This window comes from Streptomyces sp. SN-593 (assembly GCF_016756395.1).
GTDB classification, from domain to species: domain Bacteria; phylum Actinomycetota; class Actinomycetes; order Streptomycetales; family Streptomycetaceae; genus Actinacidiphila; species Actinacidiphila reveromycinica.
In genome coordinates this window covers 4,451,338-4,476,843 of the sequence record NZ_AP018365.1, presented here as the reverse complement: position 1 = coordinate 4,476,843, position 25,506 = coordinate 4,451,338, and the positions used below count along the sequence as shown (strand labels likewise).

Here is a 25,506-nt window from a genome sequence, read left to right as displayed (position 1 = left end):
TTCCGGCGCTCGCTCGGGCTCGACCACCTCGTGGACGTCCACACCCACTTCATGCCGCAGCGGGTGCTGGCCAAGGTGTGGGCGTACTTCGACGCCGCCGGGCCGCTGGTCGGGCGGCCCTGGCCGATCACCTACCGGTGGGAGGAGCGGCGCCGGGTCGAGCTGCTGCGCGGCTTCGGGGTGCGGGCCTTCACGTCCATGCTCTACCCGCACAAGGCCGGCATGGCCCGCTGGCTCAACGACTGGGCCGCGGACTTCGCCGCCCGCACCCCGGACTGCCTGCACACGGCCACCTTCTTCGCCGAGCCCGGCGCCCTCGCCGACGTGCGGCGCGCCCTCGCCCAGGGCACCCGGGTCTTCAAGTGCCACGTCCAGGTCGGCGGCTTCGACCCCAACGACCCGGACCTGGAGCCGGTCTGGCGGCTGCTCGCCGAGGAGGGGGTGCCGGTGGTGACGCACTGCGGTTCCGGACCGGTGCCCGGCGCCCACACCGGCCCCGCCCCGATCGCCGCGCTCCTGGCCCGCCACCCCGCGCTGCGCCTGGTCGTCGCCCACCTCGGCATGCCCGAGTACGAGGACTTCCTCGGCCTCGCCGAACGCCACCCGGGCGTCATGCTCGACACCACCATGGCCTTCACCCCCTTCGCCGAGGCCGACGCGCCCTTCCCGCGCGCGGCCCTCCCGCGCCTCGCCGCCCTCCAGGACAAGGTCCTGCTCGGCACCGACTTCCCCAACATCCCGCACCCCTACGCCGCCGGTCTGGAGGCCCTGCGCACCGCCGACCTGGGCACCGACTGGCTCCGCGCCGTCTGCCACGACAACGCCGCCCGCCTGTTCTCCCTCTGATCCCGGACCCGCTGAGCCCGGGCCCGGGGCCCCTTCCGGTCCCCGGTCCTTTCCGGTCCTTCCGGCCACGGGGTGGCCGGAAGGCGACGGGGGCGGTGGACAGGCCGCGGCGGGCGGGGGTTAATCGGGTGAGCACGGTGGTCAACGACGGTGCGTCGGGGTGGGAGGCATGTGATGACCGGCCTCAACAAGGGGATCGAACGGGTCGAGGTGCGGCTGAAGTGGGACCCGAGCCCGCTGGGGGCGCCGCCGAGTGACCTGGACCTGATCGCGGGGACCTTCCGGGCCGGCGCGGAGCAGGGTGATCCGGCCTATCTCGTGCACTTCGACAGCAGGGCGCCCGACGGCACCATGTGGCTCAACCGGGACAGCCAGAACGGCAAGGGCCTCGGCTTCGACGAGGTGATGACGCTGGAACTGGACCGGCTGAGCACCGACTACCGCAGGGTCGTGGTCGGCGCGATGATCCAGCAGAGTTTCGGGCGGCTGGAGTTCGGCGCCGTGGCCGCCCCCGGCTACCAGATCGTCACCGGCTGGACGGTGCTCGCCGAGGGCGACCTGGACGGCCTGGGCGCGACCACGGCCGCGACCTTCGCGGAGTTCACCCGGGGCGACTCCGGCGCGTGGGCCTTCCACCCGCTGCTGCGCGGCTACGACACGGACCCCGACGCCTTCGGCCACGTGATGGGCCGCCCGCCGGCCTGACCGGACGTCACCCCGCCGCGCCCACCCGTCGCCTCCCCGCCCGCCGCCTCCCGCGCTGCTCCCGCCCGCGTCCTCTTCCGTCGCGTCCGGATGTCCACATGAGCCGGATGTACGACCGTATGCACATATGCCCGTACGGAGGTATGCCCGCAGCCGGAGACGGCCGGCATCACCCCCGCTGACGTGGACTTTTCCGTCCGCGCGGCGCCGAACTGCCCGGCGCCGCTCCCCCGGACGGCGGCCTCGGAGTGACCGTGATGCCTCGCGCGTCCATCGCCGGAGCCCCGCACACCTCTGGTCCAATGGGTCATATGGGGCATCAGGTAAGCAAAGCCACACCCATGGAGGCAGTCATGCGGGACGCCGGACAGGGCGCGCGGGGGCGTACGGGCGTACGGAGATCGGCACTGGCGATCGGATGCACGGCGGTCGCCCTCGCGGGGGTGCTGGCCGCGCCGGCGGGACCGGCCGACGCGATCGGCGGCGCGCCGCACGTGCGCGGCGCGCTGCTCCACCCCGAGAAGGACTGGATGGGGTCGTCGATCGCCGCCCACGAGGGCCGCGCGGGCACCGCCCCCGCCACCACCGGGACCACGGCCGTCGCCCGCACCCCCGGCTTCGACGTGAGCAACTGGCAGGGCACCATCGACTGGCCCGCGCAGTACAGCAAGGGCGCCCGATTCGCGTACATCAAGGCGACCGAGGGCACCACCTACAAGGACCCGAAGTTCGACGCGAACTACACCGACTCCTACTACGCGGGCTTCATCCGCGGCGCCTACCACTTCGCCCGCCCGGACAGCTCCGGCGGCAAGGCGCAGGCGGACTACTTCGTCTCGCACGGCGGCGGCTGGTCCAAGGACGGCCAGACACTGCCGCCCGCCCTGGACATCGAGTACCCCTCCGGCGACGCCTGCTACGGCCTGGGCAAGAGCGCGATGGTCAGCTGGATCAAGGCGTTTATCGACGAGGTGCACGCGAAGACCACCCGCTGGGCGACCATCTACTCCACCACCGACTGGTGGACCCGCTGCACCGGCAACACCCCGGTCTTCGCCGCCAACGACCCGCTGTTCGTGGCGCGCTACGCCTCCAGCGTCGGCACGCTGCCGGCCGGCTGGCCCTTCTACAGCTTCTGGCAGCACGCCGACTCCGGCACCTTCCCCGGCGACCAGGACTACTTCAACGGCCCGGTCAGCGGCCTGCGCAACCTCGCCGACAACACCTAGGGGCCTGTCCGGCGGATCGTGCCGGTCGAGCTCGCGGGGTCCGGTGCCGTGCATCGCAAGGCGGAGAAGCATCCGCGTACCGGGTCGTCCGTGGGTGGTTCGACAACGCAGGGAGGTGCGGTGCCGGGCGCCGCGAGCCCGGCAGGATCCGCCGGACAGGCCCCTAGGGACCGGTCCGGCGGGGCGGGAGCGGCAGGAAGCCGCTGGTGCGGGCGGCGTACTCGGCATAGCCCGGCCGGTCGGCCATCTGCCGCTCCAGCAGCCGCTTCCCGCTGCCGAAGACCAGCAGGGCGGTCATCAGCAGCGGGGACGGCGCCGACACCGCGGCCGACGGCCAGCTCGCGCACGCCATCGCGTACAGGCCCCACCACACCAGGCAGTCGCCGAAGTAGTTGGGGTGGCGGGTCCAGGACCACAGGCCGCGGTCCATGATCAGGCCGCGGTGCGCGGGGTCGGCCTTGAAGCGGGCGAGCTGGTGGTCGCCGACCGCCTCGAAGGCCAGTCCGGCCGCCCACAGCACGCCGCCGGCCGCCGCCCAGCCGCCGAGCGGCCCGGTGACGTACTGCGCCGCCTGCACCGGCAGCGAGACCACCCACACCAGCGCGCCCTGCACCAGGTAGACGGTGCGCAGCGCGTACGCGGCGCGGCCGCCGGGCGCCTTGGCGAGCATCCGGTCGTAGCGCGGATCCTCGCCGTGGCCGCGGCCGCGGCGGGCGATGTGCGCGGCCAGCCGCAGCCCCCACACGGCGGTGGCCACGGTGACCAGCAGCCGCCGGCCGTCGTCGCCGTGCCCGGCCGATGCCCCGTACGACGCGACGGCGACCGCGGTGAAGGCCACGCCCCAGGCGACGTCGACCACCCGGTGCACGCCCTTGGCCAGCGCGACCGCGAAGGTGGCCGCCATGACGCCGAAGGCGGCCAGCGCCGACCAGCCCAGGCCCTGGGCGAACGCGGTCCAGCAGAAGCCGTTCACGGCCGCACCGGGGCGTACCAGTCGCGCGGGGTGGCCGGCAGACCGGAGTCGCCCGCCTCCTCCGGGCGCACCGCGAGGATCTGGTCCACGCCCATCCGCCGCTCGGCGAACGCCAGCATCGAGCCGGCCAGGTACAGCCGCCAGACCCGCACCGCGGCGTCGCCCGCCAGCGCGGCGAACGCCGGGCGGCGCTCCTCCAGCGTGCGGTACCAGGCGGCGATCGTCCGGACGTAGTGCTCGCGCATCGCTTCCACGGACCGCACCTCCAGTCCCGCGCCCTCCAACAGGTCCACGGTCCGCCCGACCGGGCGCATGTGCATGTCGGGGACGATGTACGTCTCGATGAACGCGCCGCCGCCGGGCGCGTCGGCGCCGCGGGACATCTGCTGCATCAGCAGCCGGCCCCGCGGCCGCAGCAGCGCGTGCAGCCGGGCGGCGAAGTCCGGGTAGTGCTCCTCGCCGACGTGCTCGCCCATCTCGATCGCGCTGACCGCGTCGTAGCCGCCCGCGTCGGCGGCGAGGTCGCGGTAGTGGCTCAGCCGCACCTCGACCAGGCCGCCGAGGCCCTCCTCCTCGACCCGGGCGGCCACGAAGTCGCGCTGCTCGCGGGAGAGGGTGACGGCGGTGACCCGGGCCTTGAACTCCCGGGCCGCGTACAGGGCGAGGCTGCCCCAGCCGCAGCCCATGTCCAGCAGCCGCGCGCCCGGGGCCAGCGCGAGCTTGCGGCAGACGAGTTCGAGCTTGTCGCGCTGCGCCTCGGCCAGGCCGTAGCCCGTCCCGGCGCCGTCGGAGCCGGCGCCGGTGCCGGCGCCCGTGCCGGGATCGGCGCCCGTGCCGGGATCGGCGCCCGCGCCCGCGGTCGCGGTCGTGGGCTCGTCCCGCGGTGTGCCCGGTGACTCGGTCCAGTAGCCGCAGGAGTACGCCATCGACGGGTCCAGCAGTTCGGCGTACCAGGCGTTGGACAGGTCGTAGTGGTGGCTGATGGCGGCGCGGTCCCGGCCGGTGCTGTGCTTCTCGCCGCGCGGCGCCGCCCGCCGGACGCCCGGCGGGGCCGGGCGCGGGCCGAGCGCGCCGAGCCGCAGCGCGGTGGCGGCGGCCGCGGCGAGTTCCCGCGGCCCGGGTCGGCCCGGCGCGTCGCCTCGCTCCCGCAGCGCCCGGGCCACCCGGCCGAGCCCGTCCGGCAGGTCGCCCTCGATGTCCAACTCCCCCGCGATGTACGCCTCGGCCAGGCCCAGGCCGCTGGGCTGCCACAGCAGGCGGCGCAGCGCGCGGCGGCTGCCCACCACGACCACGGGCGCGTCCGCCGGGCCGGTCTCGCTGCCGTCCCAGGCGCGCAGCCGCACCGGCGGCCGTCCGCCGAAGTACCCCTCGAGCAGTCGCCCGAGCCGTTCCGCCACCGCGGTCATCGTCGCTCTCCGTCCTCGTGTCCGTGATCCGTGCCCCGGCCGCCCGGCGGGGGCACGTCGCCCCCCGGGACCCCGCCGCCCGACGACGCTCCGCCGCCCTCGGCGGTCGACGGGCGAGCCAGGACCATCTGCCGCACGTCCAGGTAGCCGGAGCGGAACCCGGCCTCGGAGTAGGCGAGGTAGAACTCCCACATCCGGCGGAAGGTCGCGTCGAAGCCGGCCGCGGCGACCTGCCCCGCCCCGGCCGCGGCGGTGAACCGCTCCCGCCACAGCCGCAGCGTCTCCGCGTAGTGCGGGCCGAAGCCGGCGTCGTCGGATATCCGCAGGCCGTGCGCGGCGGCCTCCCGTTCGATCGCCTCGGAGGAGGGGATCAGGCCGCCGGGGAAGACGTACTTGCCGATCCAGGTGTAGGTGCCGTTCGTGGCGAGCATCCGGTCGTGCGCCATGGTGATGGACTGGAGGGCGATCCGGCCGCCGGGGGCCAGGACGCGGGCGAGGGTGGCGAAGTACTCCGGCCAGAACTCCGCGCCGACCGCCTCGATCATCTCCACGCTGACCACGGCGTCGAAGCTTCCCCGCACCTGGCGGTAGTCGCACAGTTCGACCTCGACCGAGCCGGCCAGGCCCGCGGCGGCGATCCGCGCCTCGGCCAGGTCGCGCTGCTCGCGGGAGAGCGTCACGGTGCGCACCCGCGCGCCGCGCCCGGCCGCCCGCAGCGCCAGCTCTCCCCAGCCGGTGCCGATCTCCAGCAGCCGGGTGCCCTCTTCGACGCCGGCCAGGTCGAGCAGCCGGTCGATCTTGCGGTGCTGGGCGGAGGCGAGGACGTCCTGGTCGGCGGGGAAGCCGCGGAACAGGGCGGCGGAGTAGGTCATCGTGTCGTCGAGGAAGAGCGCGAACAGCTCGTTCGACAGGTCGTAGTGCCGGCGGATGTTGTCCCGGGCGCCGTCGGGGGTGTTGCGCTGCGCCGCCGGGGTGGCGTGCGCCCAGGCGCGGCGCAGCCGCTGCAGGGCGGGCGGGACCAGCGCGGTGGCGTTCGCGGCCAGTACCGTGAGCACCTCGACCAGGTCGTCCGCGTCCCACTCGCCGGCCATGTAGGACTCGCCGAAGCCGATCAGGCCGTCGACCGCGATCCGGCGGTGGAACGCCGCCGGATCGTGCAGCCGCAGCACCGGCCCCTGGTCGCCGCTGCCGGAACCGTCCGGCGTGCGCACCCGCAGTGGCAGCCGGGCGAGGGCGCGGCCGACCAGCAGCCGGCCCACCGCGGTGCGCGGCGGCGAACTGCGCGGCACCCGGGCCGCGTCCGGCCACGTGACCGGGTCCACGCCGGCCCGCGGCGCCGCGGCGGGCCCGCCGGGCGCCGGCGCGGCTGCGGTGCGGTCGGAGACGAGTCTGCTCACTTCAGGCCCTCCTGGGTCCGGTGGTGCGGGCGGGGGAGCACGGGCAGGCCGCGCAGGTGGAGGCGGACGCCCTGCCACCGGATCGCCGCGGAGACGGCGAGCGTGGACCAGGGGTGCCGGAGCGCGGCGGCCAGCAGTTCCCGGCTGCCGGCCGGGCGGCGGGTGCCGCGCACCGTCGCGGTGAACGGCCGGCCGCCCGCCCGCTCCAGGTGCACGGCCAGGTCGAGCCGCGCGCCGGGCACCGGCAGGCGCATCCGGTAGCGGCCGTCGACCGGGAAGAACGGCGAGACGTAGAACTCCTTGGGCACCTCGGCCCGGCCCCGCTCGTCGGGGCGCAGCAGGTAGCAGTGCCGCTCGCCGTAGGTGTTGTGCACCTCGGCGACGGTGCACAGCGGCGTGCCGTCGGGTCGGTGGCACCAGTAGACGGTCAGCGGGTTGAAGACGTGGCCGAGCACGCGGGCGTGCGCGAGCATCAGCACCCGGCCGCCGTCGAGGCGGACGCCCTGCGCGTCGAGGTAGCGCTCCAGGCCGGCGCGCAGGGTGGGCGCGGTGCCCGCGAAGTGGTCGCGCGCGGCGAACCGGGCGAGCGGACGCAGCGGCCGGGGCGGCACCGGCAGGTGGTCGAGGTCGACCAGCCACAGGTAGGTGCGGTGCCGGAAGACGCGGCGGATCGGCCGGGTGCGGACGTGGGTGGTCACGCAGCGGTACAGGCCGGCCGGTCCGGCCGGTGCGCTCCCGCGGGCGTCCGGCGCGGGGTCCGTCGCGGCGGCGGGCCGGGCGGGCGGCCGGGGGCGGGTCACCAGCGCACCCCGAGCGCGGCGGCGGCCGCCACGCCGGAGCGGCAGCCGTCCTCGTGGAACCCCCACCCGTGGTAGGCGCCCGCGTACGCCGTGACGGACGTGTTCAGTTCGGGCAGGCGCTGCTGGGCGGCCACCGACTCGGGCGTGTACAGGGGGTGTTCGTAGACCATGCGGGCCAGCACGCGGTCCGGGTCCACCGCCTCGGACGCGTTGAGCGTGACCAGGTAGTCCGCCGCGGCGTCCAGCCGTTGCAGCCGGTTCATGTGGTAGCTGACCCGCACCTTCCGCGCGGGGGCCGTGCAGGAGGGCATCAGGTAGTTCCACGAGGCGCGGGCCCGGCGGGCCGTTGGCAGCAGCGAGGCGTCGGTGTGCAGCAGCGTCTCGTTGCGGGAGTAGTCGAACGCGCCGAGCACCCGCGCCTCGGTGGCGGTCGCGTCGGCGAGGACGGCGAGCGCCTGGTCGGGGTGGGTGGCCAGCACCACCGCGTCGTACTCCCGGGTGGTGCCGTCGGCGGTGGTGACCTCGGCGCGGTCGGGGAAGCGGCGCACCGCGCGGACCGGGGTGCCGGTGTGCACCGTGGTGAGCTGCTTGCCGATCCGCCGGACGTACTCCGCCGAGCCGCCGGTGACCGTCCTCCACCGCGGGGACCCGCTCACCGACAGCAGCCCGTGGTGGCGCAGGAAGCGGAAGAGGTACGCCGCCGGGTAGCGCATCGCCTGGTCGGGGGCGCAGGACCACACGGAGGAGACCAGCGGCACCACGAAGTGCGCGGTGAAGTACGGCGAGAAGCCCTGCTCGACCACGAACCGGCCCAGCGTCAGGTGCTCGGCCCGCCCCGAGTCGAGCGCGGCGCGGGCCGCCCGGTGGAAGGACGGCACCCCGGCGAGCAGGCTCAGGTAGCGGCCGCGCAGCGCGCTGTCCGGGCGGGCGAACAGGCCGCCGGGGCCGCGGGCGCCCGCGTACTGCAGGCCGCAGCCGTCGCAGCGCACGGACAGGCTCATCTCGGATTCCTGGGTGGCCACGCCCAGTTCGCGCAGCAGCCGCAGCAGGGTCGGGTAGGTGCGGTCGTTGTGCACGATGAAGCCGGTGTCGATCCGCAGCGCCCGGCCGCCGGGGTCGGCCACGTCGTGGGTGTGCGCGTGGCCGCCGAGGCGGTCGTCCGCCTCGTAGAGCGAGACCTCGCACGCCTGCCGCAACACGTGGGCCGCGGTCAGGCCGGCCACCCCCGAACCCACCACCGCGATACGCCGCCGCACCTCGTCGCCCCGATCCCGCGCTGTCCGCGCGCCTCGCCCGCTCCCCTGCCGGCGTCCCCGCCGGCTCTGTCACGGGTGATTCGGAGCCGCGGCCGAAAAGGATGGGTCGAGGTGCGGGAGTGGCGTGAAGCGGAGGGCGGCGCGGACGGGGGATGGGGGAAACGCCCTCTTCCGACCGGATTTGGGCTCCGGGCGATCGTCGGTTTTCGGTAAAGCGACACCGCTGAGCGCCCATACGCTATTCCCACAACGCTCACGTGGCGTGCACACTACAGCGCGGGTGCGGGTCGTGAACGAGCGTGCGGTACAGGGCCCGTGCCCGTCGTTCCCTGCTCACGGACCATCACGTTGGAGTCGTCATCACCCACATACACGCACCCCGTAGCGGCAGAGGCCGCGCCGGAGTCGTAGCGGCCGCCTCGCTGGCCCTGCTCTCCGGATCGCTGCTGATGGCCGGGCCCTCGCAGGCGTCCACGCCGTCGGCCACCGCCAAGACCATCTCAGGCTCGCACCCGGCGTGGGCCACCGCGTCCGCGGACGCCGGCTCGCTGTCGTCCGCCACCGAGATCACCGGCACGGTGTACCTCGCCGGCCAGGACCCGGCCGGGCTCACCGCGTACGCGACGGCCGTCTCGGACCCGAGCAACGCCAGTTACGGCAAGTTCCTCACCGCCGCGCAGTACCAGGCCCGGTTCGGTGCCACCAAGGCGCAGATCAGCGCCGTGCAGAAGTGGGCCGAGGACTCGGGCCTGAAGGTGCTGAGCACCACCGCGCACGCGATCACCGTCAAGGGCACCAACGCCGCGATCACCAAGGCGTTCGGCACCGGCGAGCACCAGTACAAGGTGTCCGGCCAACTGCGCCACGCGCCGGCCCAGGACCTGAAGGTGCCGGCCTCCGTCTCCAGCGCGATCCTCGGTGTCGACGGCCTGTCGTCGGCCGGCAGCAACGTGGTGCGCCCGGACTCGCACAAGGTCGTCACGGACACCACCGCGACCTCCAAGGGCGCGACGGCGGACAAGGACAAGACCTCCCTGCCCACCACCGCCACCTGCTCCGCGTACTGGGGCCAGAAGACCGCCAAGGGCGCGCCCGCGGGCTTCACCAAGAAGGACGTGGCGTTCGACCAGTGCTCGCTGTACCCCTCGCAGATCCGCAAGGCGTACGGCATCACCTCCACCGGGCTGACCGGCAAGGGCGCCACCATCGCCATCGTGGACGCGTACGGCAGCTCCACCATGGCGGCGGACGCGAACCAGTACGCCACCAACCACGGTGACAAGGCGTTCAAGAAGGGCCAGTACACCGAGTACGTCGACTCCTCGCAGTGGACGAACGAGGACCTGTGCGGCGGCGCCGACGGCTGGGCGCCCGAGGAGGCGCTCGACGTCGAGATGGCGCACGGCCTCGCGCCCGACGCCAACGTGGTCTACGTGGGGGCGAACTCCTGCACCGACGACGACCTGCTGGCCGCGATCAGCAAGATCGTGGACAACCACCTCGCCGATGTCGTCTCCAACTCGTGGGGCGAGATCATGCACACCACGGACGACGCGGACGTGACCGCGTCGGAGATCGCGGCGTACGAGCAGGTCTTCCAGGAGGCCGCGATCGAGGGCATCGGCATCGGCTTCTCGGCCGGCGACTGCGGTGACAGCAGCCCGCTGGCGGCGGCCACCGGCGCGAACTGCCAGACCGACACCTCGCGCGCCCAGGCCAACTGGCCGGACTCCGACCCGTGGGTGACCTCGGTCGGCGGCACCGCGCTGGCCCTGGCCGACAAGAACGGCAAGTACGGCTTCGAGACCGACATGGGCACCACCCGCTCGACGCTGTCGGCCGACGGCAAGAGCTGGAGCCCGGTCCCGGCCGCGGCGCCGTTCTACTTCGGCGGTGGCGGCGGCACCAGCGAGGACTTCGCGCAGCCCGGCTACCAGCGCGGCGTCGTCCCGGACACGCTCTCGCACACCCTGATGACCGGCCAGAAGACCGCGCAGGCCAAGCGGGTCACCCCGGACATCTCGATGGTCGGCGACCTCTACACCTCGGTGCTCGTCGGCATCTCCGACGGCGCGGCCTACAGCGAGGGCGGCTACGGCGGCACCAGCGTCTCCTCGCCGGAGTTCGCGGCGGTGCAGGCCGACGCGATCCAGGCCGGCCACCACGCGATCGGCTTCGCCAACCCGGCGATCTACGCCCGCTCGCACGTGACCACCGACGTGGTCGACAAGCAGGCCCAGCACAGCAGCACCCCGCTGAGCAGCGTCTACGACGCGGGCGTGGTCAACGGCAACCTGCTGGTCCGGCTGATCGGCTTCGGCCAGGACACCTCGCTGAACGCGGTGCGCGGCTACGACGACGCCACCGGTGTCGGCTCGCCGAACGCGAAGTACCTCACGTCGTACCACTTCTGACGGTTCGCCGTCAGGACGGTCCGGTAAGGGCGGGCCCCGGTGGAGGATTTCTCCTCCACCGGGGCCCGCCCGCGTGTTTGATCGGATCGTCTGAATAATGGGGGGCGGTGTGTCCGTTCGAGGCACACCGTGTGGGGGGAACGCGCAGCGATGGTGAAGCTCAGGCGGAGAACAGCGGTCGGGTTGGCCACCGCGGCGGTGGCGGCGGCGGTGGCCGTGACCCTGGTCGCGGTCGGCACCGGGGGCGGCGGCTCGGCACACGCCAAGGCCGCCGGCGGCACCGCGCCGCAGGCTCCGGTGCGGCACGCGCCGACCGCCTCGACCACCCCGACGTGGGACGGCAAGACGAAGGTGATCGGCGACGGCTCCACGTCGTACACCGGTCCGCAGCCGAACCAGCCGACCTTCCACAAGCTCAAGCCGGGCGAGGAGCCGCCGCAGTTCGTGGTCTTCTCCTGGGACGGCGCGCTGGAGGGCGACGACCACGACTTCTCCCGCTTCCGCACCCTGGCGGAGAAGTACCACGCCAACATGACCTTCTTCCTCAGCGGCATCTACCTGCTGCCCAAGGACAAGAGCACCCTCTACCACCCGCCGCAGCACTCGCCGGGCGCCTCCGCGATCGACTACCCCACCGACCAGCACATCCGGTGGACCCTGGAGCAGCTCCGGCTGGCCTGGGAGGACGGCGACGAGATCGGCACCCACTTCAACGGGCACTTCTGCCTGCCCGACAAGGGCGCGGGCGCGGACTGGAGCACCAAGGAGTGGCTGAGCGAGACCAGCCAGGCCTACTCCTTCGTGCAGAACTGGAAGACCAACACCGGCTTCACCGACATCCCTCCGCTGCCCTTCGACTACGCCCAGGAGCTGGTCGGCGGCCGCGCGCCGTGCCTGGAGGGCCAGAAGAACCTGCTGCCGGCCGAGAAGCAGCTCGGCTGGCGGTACGACGCCAGCTCGCCCGGCGACTTCCAGCTCTGGCCGCAGAAGGAGGACGGCATCTGGAACTTCCCGCTGGAGCTGGTGCCCTACCCGGGCAAGGACTTCCAGGGCCTGACCATGGACTTCAACTTCCTCTACAACCAGTCCGGCGGCGACGTCACCGAGGGCGACCCGGCGAAGTACCCCGAGTGGGAGAAGCAGGCGCGGGACGGGTACCTGGAGGGCTTCCAGCGGGTCTACAACGGCAGCCGGGCGCCGCTGTTCATCGGCAACCACTTCGAGGACTGGAACGGCGGCATCTACATGCAGGCCGTCTCCGACGTGGTGAAGGACGTCTGCCCCCGCAAGGGCGTGGAGTGCGTGTCCTTCAAGCAGTTGTGCGACTGGCTGGACATGCAGGACCCGGCGGTGCTGGCGAAGCTGCGCAACCTGGACCCGGGCGAGTCGCCGGACTGGTCGACCTTCCTGAAGAAGTAGCCCCCGCGCCCGGCCGGCCGCGGCCCTGCCCGCGGCCGGTCGGCGTCGGTGTCGGTGTCGGTGTCGGCGTCGGTGTCGGCCGCGCGGCTCAGCGGGCGGAGGCCGCCGCGGTGCCGCCCGGCGGCCGGACCGCCTCGGCGTAGTGGGTCCACACGGCCGTCGGGTAGTCGCTGCCCGGCTTCTTCGCGGACCGCCCGCCGATCCCGGTCAGCGGCTCCAACTGCTGGGTCTTCGGGTCGATCCGGAAGAGCGTGACCGCGGTGGCCATGTCCGCGTCGTATCCGACGAACGACGCCGAGGTGTTGTCCGGCGCGGTGCCCGGCAGCCCGGCCAGCCCCGGTCCGGCCTTCGCCACGGCGTGCGCGGCACCGTTGCTGACGGCCTCGCGCAGCGCGTCGTCCACCTCCCCGGCCACCTTCGGGGTGAACGGGTGCGTGACGGCGGGCTTCTGGAGCGCCACCGCCGATCCGTCCCGGGTGACGCGCAGCACCGAGTACGGGTCGGTGCGGGTGCCGCCGGCCGCGAAGGTGGTGTACCCGGCGGCCATCCGGATCGGGCTGGGCGTGGAGGTGCCCAGCGAGAAGCTCGGCACCTGCTCGGCGAACCCGCTGTCCGGCAGCAGCCCGGCGTCGATCGACGCCTGCCGCACCCGGTTGAGCCCGACGTCCATCCCCACCTGCATGATCGGCCCGTTCACCCCGTCCGCGACGGCCTGGGCGAGCGGGATCGTGCCGTAGGAGCGGTCGCCGGCGTTGGCGGTCTTGACGACCTTCCCGTCCCGGCTCCAGTACGGGCCCTCGGGTGTCTGGATCGGCACGTCGTCGTCGCCGTCGTAGGGCGACTGCGGGCCGACAAAGACCCGCGGCGCGTCCCTGGCACTGACCACGCCGTCGCGCAGGGCCGCGGCGTAGACGTAGGGCGCGTAGGCGGTGCCCGCCGGGACGATCGAGATGTCGGCGTCGTCGAAGCCCTGCTTGATGTAGTCGGGGCCGCCGTAGAGCGCCAGGATGCGCCCGTCGGTGGCGACCGAGGCGGCGCCCACCCGCACGTCGCGGTCGGCGGCGCGGGTGGACGGGTGCAGCTTCGCGGTCTGCTGCTTGACCGCCGACGCCAGCGCGTCCACCTTCGGCTTCTCGAAGGTGGTGTAGATCTGGTAGCCGCCCCGGTCGAACTGCTGGTCGGAGATGCCGCTGTGCGCGGAGACGTAGGCACGCGCGGTGTCCACCAGGTAGCCGGTCTGCCCGCTCAGCCCGACCGGCTTCGGCGGCGCGATCGGCTCCGGGAAGGTGGTGAGGGTGGCGCGCCGGGCGGCCGACAGCTTGCCGGTCTCCACCATCCGGTCCAGCACCCAGTTCCAGCGCGCCACCGCCCGCTGGTGGTTGGCGGCGCTCACCGAGGGGTCGAACTGGCCGGCGCCCTTGAGCAGCGCGGCGAGGAACGCGGACTGGCTGGTGTCGAGTTGGGACACGTCCTTGCCGTAGTACGCCTTCGCGGCGCGCTGCACCCCGTAGGCGCCGCGGCCGAACCAGCTCGTGTTGAGGTAGCCGTCGAGGATGCGGTCCTTGCTCATCTTGCGGTCGAGCTTGACCGCGATGAAGATCTCGGAGACCTTGCGGGAGATCGTCTGGTCCTGGTCGAGGTAGACGTTCTTGACGTACTGCTGGGTGATCGTGGAGCCGCCCTGCCGCTGCCCGCCGGTGGCCATGTTCATCACGGCCCGGGCGATGCCCTTCGGCGAGACGCCGGCGTCGGAGTAGAACGACGCGTTCTCGGCGGCGAGCACCGCGGACCGCACCGACACCGGGATGCGGTCCAGCGGCATCGCCTGCCGGTCGACCGGGCCGACGCGGGCCATCTCGGTGCCGTCGGCCCAGTAGTAGACGTTGTCCTGCTGCGTCGCGTAGGCGTTCAGGTCGGAGGGTATCGAGGTGGTCTCGTAGGCCCAGCCGATGAGCGCGAGCAGCGCGAGCAGGCTCCAGGTGCACAGCAGCAGGCCCTGGCGGAGCGAGGGCAGCCAGCGGCGCCAGCCGGCGCGGTCCGGCCGCGGGTAGCGCGGGCGCAGCCGGCGCGCCGGCGCCCACCAGGGCGCGGCGCCGGAGGCGGGCACAGGGCCGTCGGAGCCGTCGGAGCCGTCGGAGCCGTCGCCAGGGTCGTCGCCGGTGACGGACGCGGTGACGGGGGAGGGCTCGCCGCCACGGTCGACCGTGGGGCCGTCCTCGGGAGCGCGGTCGACCGCGGGGCCGTCCCCGGGCGCGCCCCCGCGCTTCGGCAGGCGCGTGGCGGCGGCCGTCCGCGCGGCGCGCAGTGCCCTCCGCCCCTGCTCCTGCCAGCCCGACCCGCGCGGCCTCCGCCGCCGATGCCCGCCGTCCCGCCGCGCGACCATGGCCCCCCTGCCTCGAACGTCCCTGGCAGAGGCGTCCCCACGCCCCGCACCGCCCTGAGCGTATGTCGGCGTCCGGCGCCGAATACGACGTGATCTCCACAACTCTGTAACAAATTGCACACGATGACGACACATCGCCGGACATCCGGCCGGCGGCCGCCTGGAGCCGGGCACGCCGATGCCCCGGGCACCGCTGGAGGGCGGCGGCCCGGGGCGTCGGGGGCGAGGCGGACGGGACGCCCGGCCTCAGAACGCGCGGTTCAGTTCTGGTACGGGTTCGCGCCCTGCTGCGGGGCCGGGCTGCCGGCGGGCGGGGCCGGCTGGGGGGAGGCGGCGATCTGCGCCTGGAGCTGCTCGGCCTGCTCCTTCGGCACCGACGTCTGCGCGCCGCAGAAGGTGCACTGGGTGGAGTACTTGGAGCTGATCGGGAACAGCGGGATGAAGAACAGCGTGAACTTCACGACCCGCCGGCGCAGCGCGTGGGCGGACGGGTTGCCGCACCGCCCGCACAGCAGCGTGATCATCGCCAACTGGTATATGTAGCTCCTGGTGCCCCAAATGATCATGGTGATCGCCTTCCCCCGGGGTACCGCCCCTGCGACGGTCCCTGTCAAGGAGCACAGTGTGCCCCACCCGCCTGTCGGCGGTGCACCCGGGCAGGGGGTACGCCGACCCGGCGGGGTCCGGACCCGCCTCGGGGCGCCGGGCTCAGGCCCTCCCGCCGGGCAGCGGCGGACGGGGGGCGCCGGGCCCGGTGGTGGCGTAGAGCGCGACCGCCAGCGGCCGGATGCTGGCCAGCCGGTGCTCGCTCTCCCCCGGCATCCGGGGCAGCTCGTCGATCAGGTCCTGTTCCAGGAGCGGTTCGGCCGCCCGGATGCGCGAGCGCACCGTCTTGGCGGCGACCCCCAGCGACGCGGCGGCCGGCTCGTACCGGCAGCCGTGCCGCACCCACTCCCGTACGGTGCGCAGCAGGTCGCGGCGGTCGGCGGCGAGCGGGCGCAGCGCCTTCTCCGCCCAGGCCCGCAGCGGGGGTTCGCCGAGCAGGGCGTGCAGGTCGGGCACGGCACCGGGGTCGCGCCCGATGGGGTCCCCGGTGCCGTGGCGCGCCACGACCTGTGCGGCCAGCGAGAACACCACCCGGTCGAGGATGGCGTCCTGGTCGAGCCCCACCGCGTCGAAGACCTGCCGGACCCGCCGGGTGACCGTGTTGCGGTGCACCCCCATCACCCGGGCGGTCGCGGACATCTCGAACTCGACGGCCATCGCGGTGGTTTCGAGGATCTGCCGGCCCCCACGCGGCATCGCCAGCACCGGCCGCAGCAGGCGGGTGGCCCAGGCGAGCGCGGCCGGCGGGTCGAGCACGTCGATGACGCCGGTGCTGCGGGTGGCCATGGCGATCCGGCCGGGGGCGCGGCCGGCCCGGGTCAGGCAGTCGAGCGCCTCCCCGTACGCGTCGGGTACCGCGTCCAGCGGGTGGGAGAGGCTGCCGCCGAGCAGCACCCGGGCGTCGGCGAAGGTGTTCATCAGCCGGTGCAGGCCCTCCTCGGCGCGGGCCCCGGTGCGGTGCGGCGCGAGGAAGATGAGGTGCCGCCGGTAGGCGGGGCAGCGGATGGCCAGCGCCTGTGCGGCGAGGGCGCGTTCGGCCTCGGCGAGCACCGTGTCGCGGGCCGCGCGGCCGCAGTCGAGGATGAACACCCGCGCGGTGTCGCTGTCCATCAGGGGGCCGTCGATGCCCGCCACCACGCGCTGCGCGGCCACGGAGTTCCCGGTCATGAAGAGCTGGAACGCCGACAGCCGCACCCCGCGCAGCGCGTCGCCGACCGCGCCGCCGGCCCGCCGCTCGCGCAGTCCCGCCACGGCCAGCCGCAGCGCCTTGGCGGTGTACCCGACCAGCACCGGGTCCGGCGCGGGCGCGGCGGTGACGAGCAGGAGCGTGGCGTCCCCGGCCGGGGAGAGCATGACGGTCTGCGCGAACCCGCCTCCCGCCAGGGGCCGGTGGGTGCCGGGCGGCGTGTCCAGCAGCGGGGCCAGCCCGCCGGCGGCGCCCTCGGGCACGGCGGCGAGCACCTCCGCGTCGGCGCGCACCAGCACCCGCGCGTCGAGCGCCTCGGCGAGGTGGCCGGCGAGCCTTCGCACCGTCCCCCGCTCGTCGGCGCCCGGCACCGGCAGCCGGTCCAGCAGGCCGGCCAGCCGGGCGTGCGCGCGCCGTGCCTCCTCGGCGCTCAGCACCGAGACGCGCGGGGCCAGTTCGCGCCAGGCGGCGACCGGGTGCGCGCCGACGAGCAGCGGCACGCCGGCGGCAGCGGCGGCCGCGGCGAGCTGCCGCGCCCGCGGGTCGGCCCCCGGGTCCCAGCGCGGCCCGGCGGGCAGCCCGGTCCCCGCCTCCGCCCCCAGCCCGGCGGACAAGCGACCCGTGCCCGTGCCGCTGTTTGGGCGCCCCGCCCCCGGCGCGGCGGGCAGGCCGGCACCCGCGGCCGCGGGCGGGTGGGCGGCATGACCCGCGCGCACCTCCGCACCCGACACCGCGGGCAGGCCCGCACCCGGATCCGCGGGCAGCCGGTCCACGGGCAACTCCCCACCCGAACCGGCCGGCAGACCCGCACCCTCGGCCGGGGCCGCGCCCGGGGCCGCAGGGGCCGTGCCGGCGAGCACCAGCCCGGCCGCGCCGCCCTCCGCCAGCATCCGCGCCAGCCGCTGCGGTCGGCCGATCCGGCCGGGATCGGCGACCACCAGCGCCCGCGCCAGCGGTGCGCCGCCCCACTCCGCGTCCGGGTCGGCCGGGACCAGCGCGTGCACGACCTCGGCGCCGCCGTCGCCGGAGACGAGGGTGAGGGCGAGGTCGGGAACGGCGACGAGGTCGTGGAGAGTGAGCACGCGGGTTCCCGGGGTCGGCGGTGGGCGAACCGCGCACGACCGCGCCCGGGCGCACCGGATACCGGCCCCCCGGCCATCCGTCCCAGCCCGCCGACGACAACGGCCCCGCGCGGCGGGTCGTCGGCCTCCACACTAGGCTCCCCGCACCGCGCCCCAGAAGACCGCGGGCAGCACACGCACCGCCCCGGGCGTCTGAGGCGGTGCGAACGGCCGGCGGTCCCCTCCCCCGTGCGGCTCCCCCCGTGCGCGGACCGCCGGCCACTGACGACGGTACGGCGCCGTACAGCGGCCGCACCACGGCACCGGTGCACCATTTCCCGCCGGCGCACGGCACCCGTGCACCACTCGCCGCGCACCGGCCCCGCCGTCCGCGGCCGCGCCCGCCGGCGCCGTGCCCGGCCCGCGCGGCCGGCAGCCCTCACACTGGCAGTCGAACCGCCGGGCCCCGGCGGCGCGCGCCGGCCCGACCCGTACGATCCGCACGGCTCGTGCGGCGGGCGCACCGGCGCGCACCGCCGGTACGGCTCCGTGCCGCCGGTACGGCTCCGTGCCGCCGGTACGGACCGCCCGGGCCCGTACGACCACGACGACCGCCGGCACCCCGGCGACAGAAAGGCCGCCCCGCACCCATGAACGCCTCCGTATGAGCACCGCCCGATGAGCGGCCCCGCCGCCGAAGCGCTCAGCGCCGTCCTGCTCGTCCTCGTGCTGGGCTGCGCGGTGGTGCGCCCCTGGGGCCTGCCGGAAGCGGCCGTCGCGGTGCCGGCCGCCGCCGTGGTGATCGCCACCGGGGCGATCCCCCTGCACGACGCGCGGGCCGAGGCGCAGCAGCTCGGCCCGGTGATCGGCTTCCTCGCCGCGGTCCTGGTGCTGGCCCAGCTCTGCGACGAGGAAGGGCTGTTCACCGCGTGCGGCGGCTGGATGGCGAGCGCGGCCGGGGGCAGCCCGTACCGCCTGCTCGGGCAGGTCTTCGCGCTCGCGTCGGTGATCACCGCGGTGCTCAGCCTGGACGCGACCATCGTGCTGCTCACCCCGGTGGTCTTCGCGACCGCCGCGCGGCTGGGCGCCCGCCCGAAGCCGCACGTCTACGCCTGCACGCACCTGTCCAACACCGCGTCCCTGCTGCTCCCGGTCTCCAACCTCACCAACCTGCTCGCCCTGGCCGCCAGCGGACTGAGCTTCACCCGGTTCGCCGCGCTGATGGCGCTGCCGTGGCTGGCCGCGATCGGGGTGGAGTACGTGGTGCTGCGGCGGTTCTTCGGCACCGACCTGGCCGCCGGGGCGAAGGCGCCGGAGACCGCCGAACGGCCGCGGCTGCCTCGGTTCGCGCTCGTCACGGTCGGCTGCACGCTCGCCGGCTTCGTGGCCGCGTCGCTGGTCGGCGTCAACCCGGCGTGGGCGGCCTTCGCCGGCGCGGCGGTGCTCGCCGTGCGCGCCCTGCTCCGGCGGCGGACCACTCCCCGCGCGCTGGTGCGGTCGGCCGCCGTCCCCTTCCTCGCGTTCGTGCTCGCCCTCGGCATCGTGGTGCGCGCGCTGGTCGACCACGGGCTCGGTTCGGCGCTCGGCCACGCGGTGCCCGGCGGCACCGGCCTGCCCGCGCTGCTGGGACTCGCGGCGCTGGCAGCGGTGCTGGCGAACCTGATCAACAACCTCCCCGCGGTGCTGGTCCTGCTCCCGCTGGCCGCGCCGAACGGCGCGGGCGCCGTGCTCGCCGTCCTCCTCGGCGTCAACATCGGTCCCAACCTGACCTACGCGGGGTCTCTCGCCACCCTGCTGTGGCGGCGTATCGTGCGGGCGCACGAAGCCGAGGTGGACCTCGGCGAGTTCACCCGCCTCGGCGCGATCGCCGTGCCTGCGTCGCTCGTGGTCGCCGTGGTGGCACTGTGGCTCTCGCTGACCGTGATCGGAGGGTGAATCCCATGCCCACGCCCCCGCCGCCCCCGCATCCCCCGGGCCCTGGGGGACCGGACGGTCCCGGCGGCGCGCACGAAGCCCCAGGGCCGCACGCACCGCACCAGCCACCCGAGCCGCCCGGGGCACCCGGAGCGCACGTACCGCCCGGGCCGCCCGGGCCGCACGCACCGCCCCGACCGCCCGGGGCACCCGCACCGCCCGAACCCCACGAGCCGTACACGCCGCCGGAACCGGGCCTGGCCCACCGCGCCGGCGGCGGCTCGACCGTCGTCGCCTGGATCGTCGAGGGCACCTGGCCCTCCTGCGTGGACGCGGTGCGCGCCCACGCTCCCGACGGCGCCGACGTCGTCCTGGTGCACGTGCCGGAGCCCGAGGTGGCCGGTGCCGCGCACGGCGCGTTCGCCGGCCTGCTCGGTCGCGGCCGGCCCGCCCGCGACCCCGGCATCGCCCTGTCGGAGCAGGCCACCGCCGCCGGTGAGGCGCTCCTCGCCGAGGCCGCCGCCCGCCTGGACCGCCCTTGCGCCACCCTCCAGCGCAGCGGGCGGGTCGAGCGCGAGGTCGTCGCCGAGGCGCAGGACGCGGCCCTCCTCGTGCTCGCCCGCGACGGCGACCGCAGCCGTCTCGGCCCGCACAGCCTCGGTCCGCACAGCCGGTTCATCGTCGACCACGCCCCCTGCCCGGTCCTGCTCGTCTGGCCCGAACCCCCGCCCGGCGCGGACACCCTCCCGCCGCCCCCGCCGCACCCGCCCCACCCGTAGGGTCCGCCGTCCGGATCCGCGGCGGGTCCCCGCGCCAGGTCCCCGCGCCGGAGCGGAACCGCCCTCGAACGGCCCAACCGCACGCGCCCCCCTGTTTGCCCCGTGCTTCCTTGAGTAGGAAGCAGAAGCACGAGTGCGACCACGAGCGAGAGCCGGTCACGGTTCGACCGGCGGGAAGCAGGCTGACATGGCGCCACGTCCACGCGGCTCCGGGCTGCTCGGCGAGCTCTCCGCGGAGTTCGCCGGCACCCTGATCCTCATCCTCTTCGGCGTCGGCGTAGTGGCCCAGGTCGTCGCCGGCGGTGCCCTGACCGACCCCCCGGGCGGCCTCGGCGACCACGACAGCATCTCCTGGGCCTGGGGCCTGGGCGTGACGCTCGGCGTCTACCTGGCGGCCCGGCTCAGCGGCGCCCACCTCAACCCTGCGGTCACCCTGACCCTCGCGGCCTTCAAGGGCTTCCCCTGGCAGAAGGTCGCGCCCTACATGGTCGCCCAGACGCTCGGCGCGTTCTGCGCCGCGCTGCTGGTGCGCTGGAACTACACCGAGGTGCTGGCCAGGGCCGACCCCGGACACACCATCAAGACGCAGACGGTCTTCTCGACCCTGCCCGGCAACGGCAACCCCGCGGCCGGCGTGCACGAATGGGGCGCGTTCCGCGACCAGGTGATCGGCACCGCGATCCTGCTGATCCTGATCCTGGCCATCACCGACCTGCTCAACAACCCGCCCGGCGCGAACATGGGCCCGTTCATCATCGGCCTGGTGGTCGTGGCGATCGGCATGGCGTTCGGTACGGACGCCGGCTACGCCATCAACCCGGCCCGTGACCTCGGCCCCCGGCTGGCCAGCTACATCACCGGCTACGGATCGGCCTGGCGGGACCAGTGGGGCAACCTCTACTTCTGGGTGCCGATCGCCGGCCCGCTGATCGGCGGCCTGGTCGGCGGCGTCGCCTACAAGCTCTTCGTCGGCCGCTTCCTGCCGGGCGCGGCGCCGGAGCCCGAGGGCCGCACCCCGATCCCGCAGGACTGAGCCCCGCGGCGGCACACCCCGCGGAAGTGATCCCGGGCAGCCGAGGCGACTCGGCTGCCCCGCACGTTCGTTGACCCAGGAGCGGAAGACCCAGGAGAGGCAGCTAGCCATGGCGGACTTCGTCGGCGCGGTGGACCAGGGGACCACCAGCACCCGGTTCATGATCTTCGACCACGACGGCAACGAGGTGGCCCGGCACCAACTGGAGCACACCCAGTACCTGCCGCGCCCCGGCTGGGTGGAGCACGACCCGACCGAGATCTGGGAGCGCACCAACGTGGTCATCCAGACCGCGGTGCGCAACGCCGGCATCACCGCGGCCGACCTGGCCGCCATCGGCATCACCAACCAGCGCGAGACCACGGTGGTGTGGGACCCGCGCACCGGGCGGCCGTACGGCAACGCGATCGTCTGGCAGGACACCCGCACCGACTCGATCGCCAAGGCGCTGGAGCGCGACGGCCACGGCGACCTGATCCGGCAGCGGGCCGGGCTGCCGCCCGCGACGTACTTCGCCGGCGGCAAGGTCAAGTGGATGCTGGAGAACATCGACGGGCTGCGCGAGGCCGCCGAGCAGGGCAACGCGGTCTTCGGCACCACCGACTCGTGGGTGCTGTGGAACCTCACCGGCGGCCCCAAGGGCGGCATCCACGCCACCGACGTCACCAACGCCAGCCGCACCATGCTGATGGACCTGGAGACGCTGGACTGGGACGACGAGCTGCTGGGCATCTTCGGCATCCCGCGCTCGATGCTGCCGAAGATCAACCCGTCCTCGCACCCCGAGGCGTACGGCAAGACCCGCGCGTCCCGGCCGACCTCGACCGAGGTGCCGATCTGCGGCGTGCTCGGCGACCAGCAGGCGGCCACCGTCGGCCAGGTGTGCTTCGCCCCGGGCGAGGCCAAGAACACCTACGGCACCGGCAACTTCCTGCTGCTCAACACCGGTACCGAGGCGGTGCGCAGCGAGCACGGCCTGCTCACCACGGTCGCCTACAAGTTCGGCGACGCCCCGGCGGTCTACGCGCTGGAGGGCTCGATCGCGGTGACCGGCTCGGCCGTGCAGTGGCTGCGCGACCAGCTCCACATCATCAAGGGCGCGCCGGAGAGCGAGCGGCTGGCCAGGACCGTGGACAGCAGCGACGGCATCTACTTCGTGCCGGCGTTCTCCGGACTGTTCGCGCCGTACTGGCGCTCCGACGCCCGCGGCGCGATCGTCGGGCTGGCCCGCTTCCACACCGACGGCCACCTGGCCCGGGCCACGCTGGAGTCGATGTGCTACCAGAGCCGCGACGTGGTCGAGGCGATGGAGCAGGACTCCGGGGTGCACCTGGACGTGCTCAAGGTCGACGGCGGCGTCACCGCCAACGACCTGTGCATGCAGACCCAGGCGGACATCCTCGGCGTGCCGGTCAGCCGCCCGGTGGTCGCCGAGACCACCGCGCTCGGCGCCGCGTACGCGGCCGGCCTCGCGGTCGGCTTCTGGCGCGACACCGACGAACTGCGCGAGCACTGGCACGAGTCGAAGCGCTGGCAGCCGGAGTGGTCCGACGAGCAGCGCGCGGCCGGCTACAAGGGTTGGAAGAAGGCGGTCGACCGCACCCTGGACTGGGTGGACGTCGAGTAGCCCGGCCCCGCCCGGCGGTCACCCGGCGGCGGGCGGCTTCGCGCGGCTTCGGGCGAGGCGGAGGCGACGGCGGCCCTGACGACGCGTCAGGGCCGCCGTCGCGTCGTGTCCAGGGGCGCGGCGCCGCGCGTCACTTGCCGGCGTACCACGCGGTGACGTCGATCTTCCCGGTGTTGCCGAGGTCGACGGTCAGGGGGGCGCGCTGCGCGGCGCCCTCGACGGTGAACTCCAGCACGGTGGCGAGCGCCGGGGGCTCGTTCGAGATGGTGTAGGTGTTCCGCCAGGCCAGGACGGCCACGACGTGCCCGCCGGGACGCAGCGTGGTGGCGGCCGGCCCGGGGTCGGTGACGCTGTCCACGATGTCGTCGCCGTGGTGCACGGCGACCTGCACCGTACGGCCGTCGTCGTCGAGCAGCCGCAGCGCCGGATAGCCGTCGACCGTGAGGGACCTGGAGCCGCAGTCGGTCAGGGTGAGCTGGACCTGGCGCAGGCCCATGGCCCCGTCGGTCGGGCCGGCGGCCGCCCGCAGCCCCGAGGCGGGGCAGGGGCCGGTGGGCGTCGCCGAGGCGGTGACGGCGGTACCGCCGGTGGCACCGGTGGCACCGCCCGTCGGCCGGGTGCCCGGGGTCGCTCCGGTCTCGCCGGAGCCGTCCGGGGGGAGGGTGTCGGCGTGCACCCGGAAGTCGCCCGGGTCCGGGGGCGCGTCCGCGCCGGCGCCGGTCCGCGTCGCGCAGCCGGCCGCCAGCAGCGCGACCAGCGCGGTCGTGGCGGCGGCCGCGGTCACGACCGCCGTCCTCGCGCGGCGCGGACTTCTCGCTGTCGCCGTCATCGCCGTCTTGGTCGTCCGCATCGCGCGATCATCACACAGTCGGTGCCGCACCGGTTCGTCCGGTGCCGGATACGGCGAGAATGAGACACTTGGTCCACGAGGTACGGGGAGGCAGGCCATGGCGGGCGCGATCTCACTCACACCGGGCGGCAACACGGCCCTGGACGGCGACGCGGCGCGCGCGGAGGTGACCGCGACCGGCACGCCCGTCGACGTGTCTGCGGTGCTGCTGACGGAGGACCGTACGGTGCGCGGCGACGGCGACCTCGTCTTCTACAACCACCCGGCGCAGGACGGCGTCAGCGTGCAGGGGCGGGCCGTCGGGGTCGAACTGGCCCGCGTGCCGGCCGCCGTGCAGACGGTCGCGGTCGTCGTCAGTGTCGACGCCGACGAACCCGGCACCGTCTTCGACGGCGGCAGCGGGCTGGGCCTGTCCGTCACCTCCGGCGCGCAGGTGGTCTCCTTCGAGCCGCCGCCGTGCCGGCTCGGCGAGACGGTCGTGGTGCTCGCCGAGTTCTACCGCCGCGCCGGCGCGTGGAAGGTGCGGGCGGTCGGGCAGGGGTACGCCGACGGACTGGCCGGACTGGCCCGGGACTTCGGGGTGTCGGTGGACGACGAGCCCGCCGCGGCCGCCCCCGCCGCGACGCGGCCGGCCTCGCCCGTTGCCGCACCCGCCGTACCCCCCGCCGCCCCGGTCGCGCCCGCGCCGCCGACGGTGCCCGACACCGTCCTCGCGCCGCCCGCCTCCCCGACGCCGTCCCCCACCGGGGGGTTCGGGCCGCCGCCGCCCGCCTGGGCGCCGCCGGTGCCGCCGCCGCCCACCGCATCCCCCGTGCCCCCTGCCGCCTTGCCGCAGGGGGCTCCGGCGCCCGCCGCTCCGCCCGCCGGGGCGCCTTCCGGGGCGCCTTCCGCGGCACCGGCGATCAGCCTGGAGAAGGTCCAGCAGGCCGCGCCCGCGCTCGTCGACCTCTACAAGAAGGCGGGGATCTCCCTCCGGAAGAAGGGGATCACCGGGCAGCGCGCCGCGGTCTACCTCGTGCTCGACCACTCCGCGAGCATGAAGTCGTACTACCGCAGCGGCACCGTGCAGCATCTCGCCGAGCAGGTCCTCGGGTTGTCGGCGAACCTCGACGACGACGGCGTGGTGCCGGTGGTCGTCTTCGGCAGCCAGGTGAACCTGGTCTCCGGGATCTCGCTCGACGACCACGCCGGCCGGATCGACGCGCTCCAGAAGAAGGTGCCGTGGGGCGGCACCTGCTACGCCCCCGCGATGCGCGCGGTGATCGACCACTACCAGCAGTGCGGCGCCACCGACCCGGCGTTCGTGGTCTTCCAGACCGACGGCGAGCCGTTCGACCGCGGCGACACCAAGCGGCTGCTCCAGCAGAGCAGCACGCTGCCGATCTTCTGGCAGTTCGTCGGCTTCGGCAGCCCGCGCGGCCTGAGGTTCCTCCAGGGCCTCGACACGCTGAGGGGCCGCACCATCGACAACGCGGGGTTCTTCGCGGCCGGGCGGGAGCCCCGCAAGCGGGACGACGCGGAGCTGTACGACCTGCTCATGGCGGAGTTCCCGCAGTGGCTGGTCGCCGCGCGGGCCGCCCGGATCATCCGCTGACCCGCGCCCGGTGACCTGCGGGACCCGC

19 protein-coding genes are annotated in these 25,506 nt (G+C 74.7%); 10 read left to right on the top strand and 9 right to left on the bottom strand.

All coding sequences use genetic code 11. The features are described from left to right. The first annotated feature begins 30 nt into the window (after window positions 1–30). The 3 genes from RVR_RS18825 to RVR_RS18815 all read left to right on the top strand — a co-directional run bounded on the left by RVR_RS18825 (window position 31) and on the right by RVR_RS18815 (window position 2,780). Complete coding sequence (locus RVR_RS18825) at window positions 31–846, top strand: amidohydrolase family protein (protein ID WP_237405346.1); 816 nt, start codon at window positions 31–33, stop codon at window positions 844–846. A gap of 150 nt (window positions 847–996) precedes the next feature. Further along, a complete protein-coding gene (locus RVR_RS18820) occupies window positions 997–1,551 on the top strand; it encodes a TerD family protein (RefSeq protein ID WP_272933092.1) in 555 nt (184 codons plus the stop codon). Between the two features lie 353 nt (window positions 1,552–1,904). Further along, entirely contained in the window at window positions 1,905–2,780 is an 876-nt protein-coding gene (locus RVR_RS18815; protein WP_202234957.1) for a lysozyme, read from the top strand. A 163-nt stretch (window positions 2,781–2,943) separates the two neighbouring features. Here the strand turns inward: RVR_RS18815 and RVR_RS18810 are convergent, their stop codons facing one another. The 5 genes from RVR_RS18810 to RVR_RS18790 all read right to left on the bottom strand — a co-directional run bounded on the left by RVR_RS18810 (window position 2,944) and on the right by RVR_RS18790 (window position 8,612). Then, window positions 2,944–3,753 (bottom strand): DUF1295 domain-containing protein, encoded by an 810-nt coding sequence (locus RVR_RS18810; RefSeq protein WP_202234956.1) that lies wholly within the window; start codon window positions 3,751–3,753, stop codon window positions 2,944–2,946. After that, entirely contained in the window at window positions 3,750–5,159 is a 1,410-nt protein-coding gene (locus RVR_RS18805; protein ID WP_202234955.1) for an SAM-dependent methyltransferase, read from the bottom strand. Before RVR_RS18805 ends, RVR_RS18810 begins: the two co-directional genes overlap by 4 nt. Continuing rightward, on the bottom strand, window positions 5,156–6,556 hold the full coding sequence (locus tag RVR_RS18800) for an SAM-dependent methyltransferase (RefSeq protein ID WP_202234954.1): 1,401 nt from the start codon (window positions 6,554–6,556) through the stop codon (window positions 5,156–5,158). Before RVR_RS18800 ends, RVR_RS18805 begins: the two co-directional genes overlap by 4 nt. Beyond that, window positions 6,553–7,266 carry a DUF1365 domain-containing protein gene (locus RVR_RS18795; protein WP_202238770.1) on the bottom strand — a complete coding sequence of 238 codons (714 nt, stop codon included), beginning with the start codon at window positions 7,264–7,266 and terminating at the stop codon, window positions 6,553–6,555. Before RVR_RS18795 ends, RVR_RS18800 begins: the two co-directional genes overlap by 4 nt. 86 nt (window positions 7,267–7,352) lie before the next feature. Beyond that, on the bottom strand, window positions 7,353–8,612 hold the full coding sequence (locus RVR_RS18790; RefSeq protein ID WP_237404839.1) for an NAD(P)/FAD-dependent oxidoreductase: 1,260 nt from the start codon (window positions 8,610–8,612) through the stop codon (window positions 7,353–7,355). A gap of 449 nt (window positions 8,613–9,061) precedes the next feature. On the opposite strand from RVR_RS18790, the gene RVR_RS18785 reads away from it, so the two are divergent. Together RVR_RS18785 and RVR_RS18780 are read left to right on the top strand one after the other, a co-directional pair. Further along, window positions 9,062–11,026, top strand: coding sequence for a S53 family peptidase (locus RVR_RS18785; protein ID WP_202234953.1), 1,965 nt, complete (start codon window positions 9,062–9,064; stop codon window positions 11,024–11,026). Window positions 11,027–11,176: 150 nt separating this feature from the next. Next, window positions 11,177–12,445, top strand: coding sequence for a polysaccharide deacetylase family protein (locus tag RVR_RS18780; protein WP_237404838.1), 1,269 nt, complete (start codon window positions 11,177–11,179; stop codon window positions 12,443–12,445). A gap of 88 nt (window positions 12,446–12,533) precedes the next feature. Here RVR_RS18780 and RVR_RS18775 read toward each other — a convergent pair whose 3' ends face one another. The 3 genes from RVR_RS18775 to RVR_RS18765 form a co-directional block, all read right to left on the bottom strand. Next, window positions 12,534–14,828 carry a transglycosylase domain-containing protein gene (locus RVR_RS18775; RefSeq protein WP_202234952.1) on the bottom strand — a complete coding sequence of 765 codons (2,295 nt, stop codon included), beginning with the start codon at window positions 14,826–14,828 and terminating at the stop codon, window positions 12,534–12,536. Between the two features lie 260 nt (window positions 14,829–15,088). After that, window positions 15,089–15,394, bottom strand: coding sequence for a zinc-ribbon domain-containing protein (locus tag RVR_RS18770; protein ID WP_202234951.1), 306 nt, complete (start codon window positions 15,392–15,394; stop codon window positions 15,089–15,091). Between the two features lie 142 nt (window positions 15,395–15,536). Continuing rightward, window positions 15,537–17,702, bottom strand: a complete 2,166-nt coding sequence (locus tag RVR_RS18765; protein ID WP_202234950.1) for a helix-turn-helix domain-containing protein — start codon at window positions 17,700–17,702, stop codon at window positions 15,537–15,539. Window positions 17,703–18,359: 657 nt separating this feature from the next. Between RVR_RS18765 and RVR_RS18760 the strand changes: the two genes are divergently transcribed. The 4 genes from RVR_RS18760 (at window position 18,360) to glpK (ending at window position 23,034) form a co-directional block, all read left to right on the top strand. After that, window positions 18,360–19,616, top strand: a complete 1,257-nt coding sequence (locus tag RVR_RS18760) for an SLC13 family permease (RefSeq protein WP_202234949.1) — start codon at window positions 18,360–18,362, stop codon at window positions 19,614–19,616. A gap of 236 nt (window positions 19,617–19,852) precedes the next feature. Further along, a complete protein-coding gene (locus tag RVR_RS18755) occupies window positions 19,853–20,374 on the top strand; it encodes a universal stress protein (RefSeq protein ID WP_202238767.1) in 522 nt (173 codons plus the stop codon). A 187-nt stretch (window positions 20,375–20,561) separates the two neighbouring features. Beyond that, window positions 20,562–21,407 carry an MIP/aquaporin family protein gene (locus RVR_RS18750; RefSeq protein ID WP_202234948.1) on the top strand — a complete coding sequence of 282 codons (846 nt, stop codon included), beginning with the start codon at window positions 20,562–20,564 and terminating at the stop codon, window positions 21,405–21,407. A 109-nt stretch (window positions 21,408–21,516) separates the two neighbouring features. Next, a complete protein-coding gene (glpK, locus tag RVR_RS18745; RefSeq protein WP_202234947.1) occupies window positions 21,517–23,034 on the top strand; it encodes a glycerol kinase GlpK in 1,518 nt (505 codons plus the stop codon). Window positions 23,035–23,164: 130 nt separating this feature from the next. Here the strand turns inward: glpK and RVR_RS18740 are convergent, their stop codons facing one another. Next, on the bottom strand, window positions 23,165–23,818 hold the full coding sequence (locus tag RVR_RS18740) for a DUF4232 domain-containing protein (RefSeq protein WP_202234946.1): 654 nt from the start codon (window positions 23,816–23,818) through the stop codon (window positions 23,165–23,167). A gap of 163 nt (window positions 23,819–23,981) precedes the next feature. Between RVR_RS18740 and RVR_RS38910 the strand changes: the two genes are divergently transcribed. Further along, on the top strand, window positions 23,982–25,478 hold the full coding sequence (locus tag RVR_RS38910; RefSeq protein ID WP_202234945.1) for a VWA domain-containing protein: 1,497 nt from the start codon (window positions 23,982–23,984) through the stop codon (window positions 25,476–25,478). Window positions 25,479–25,506: the final 28 nt, after the last annotated feature.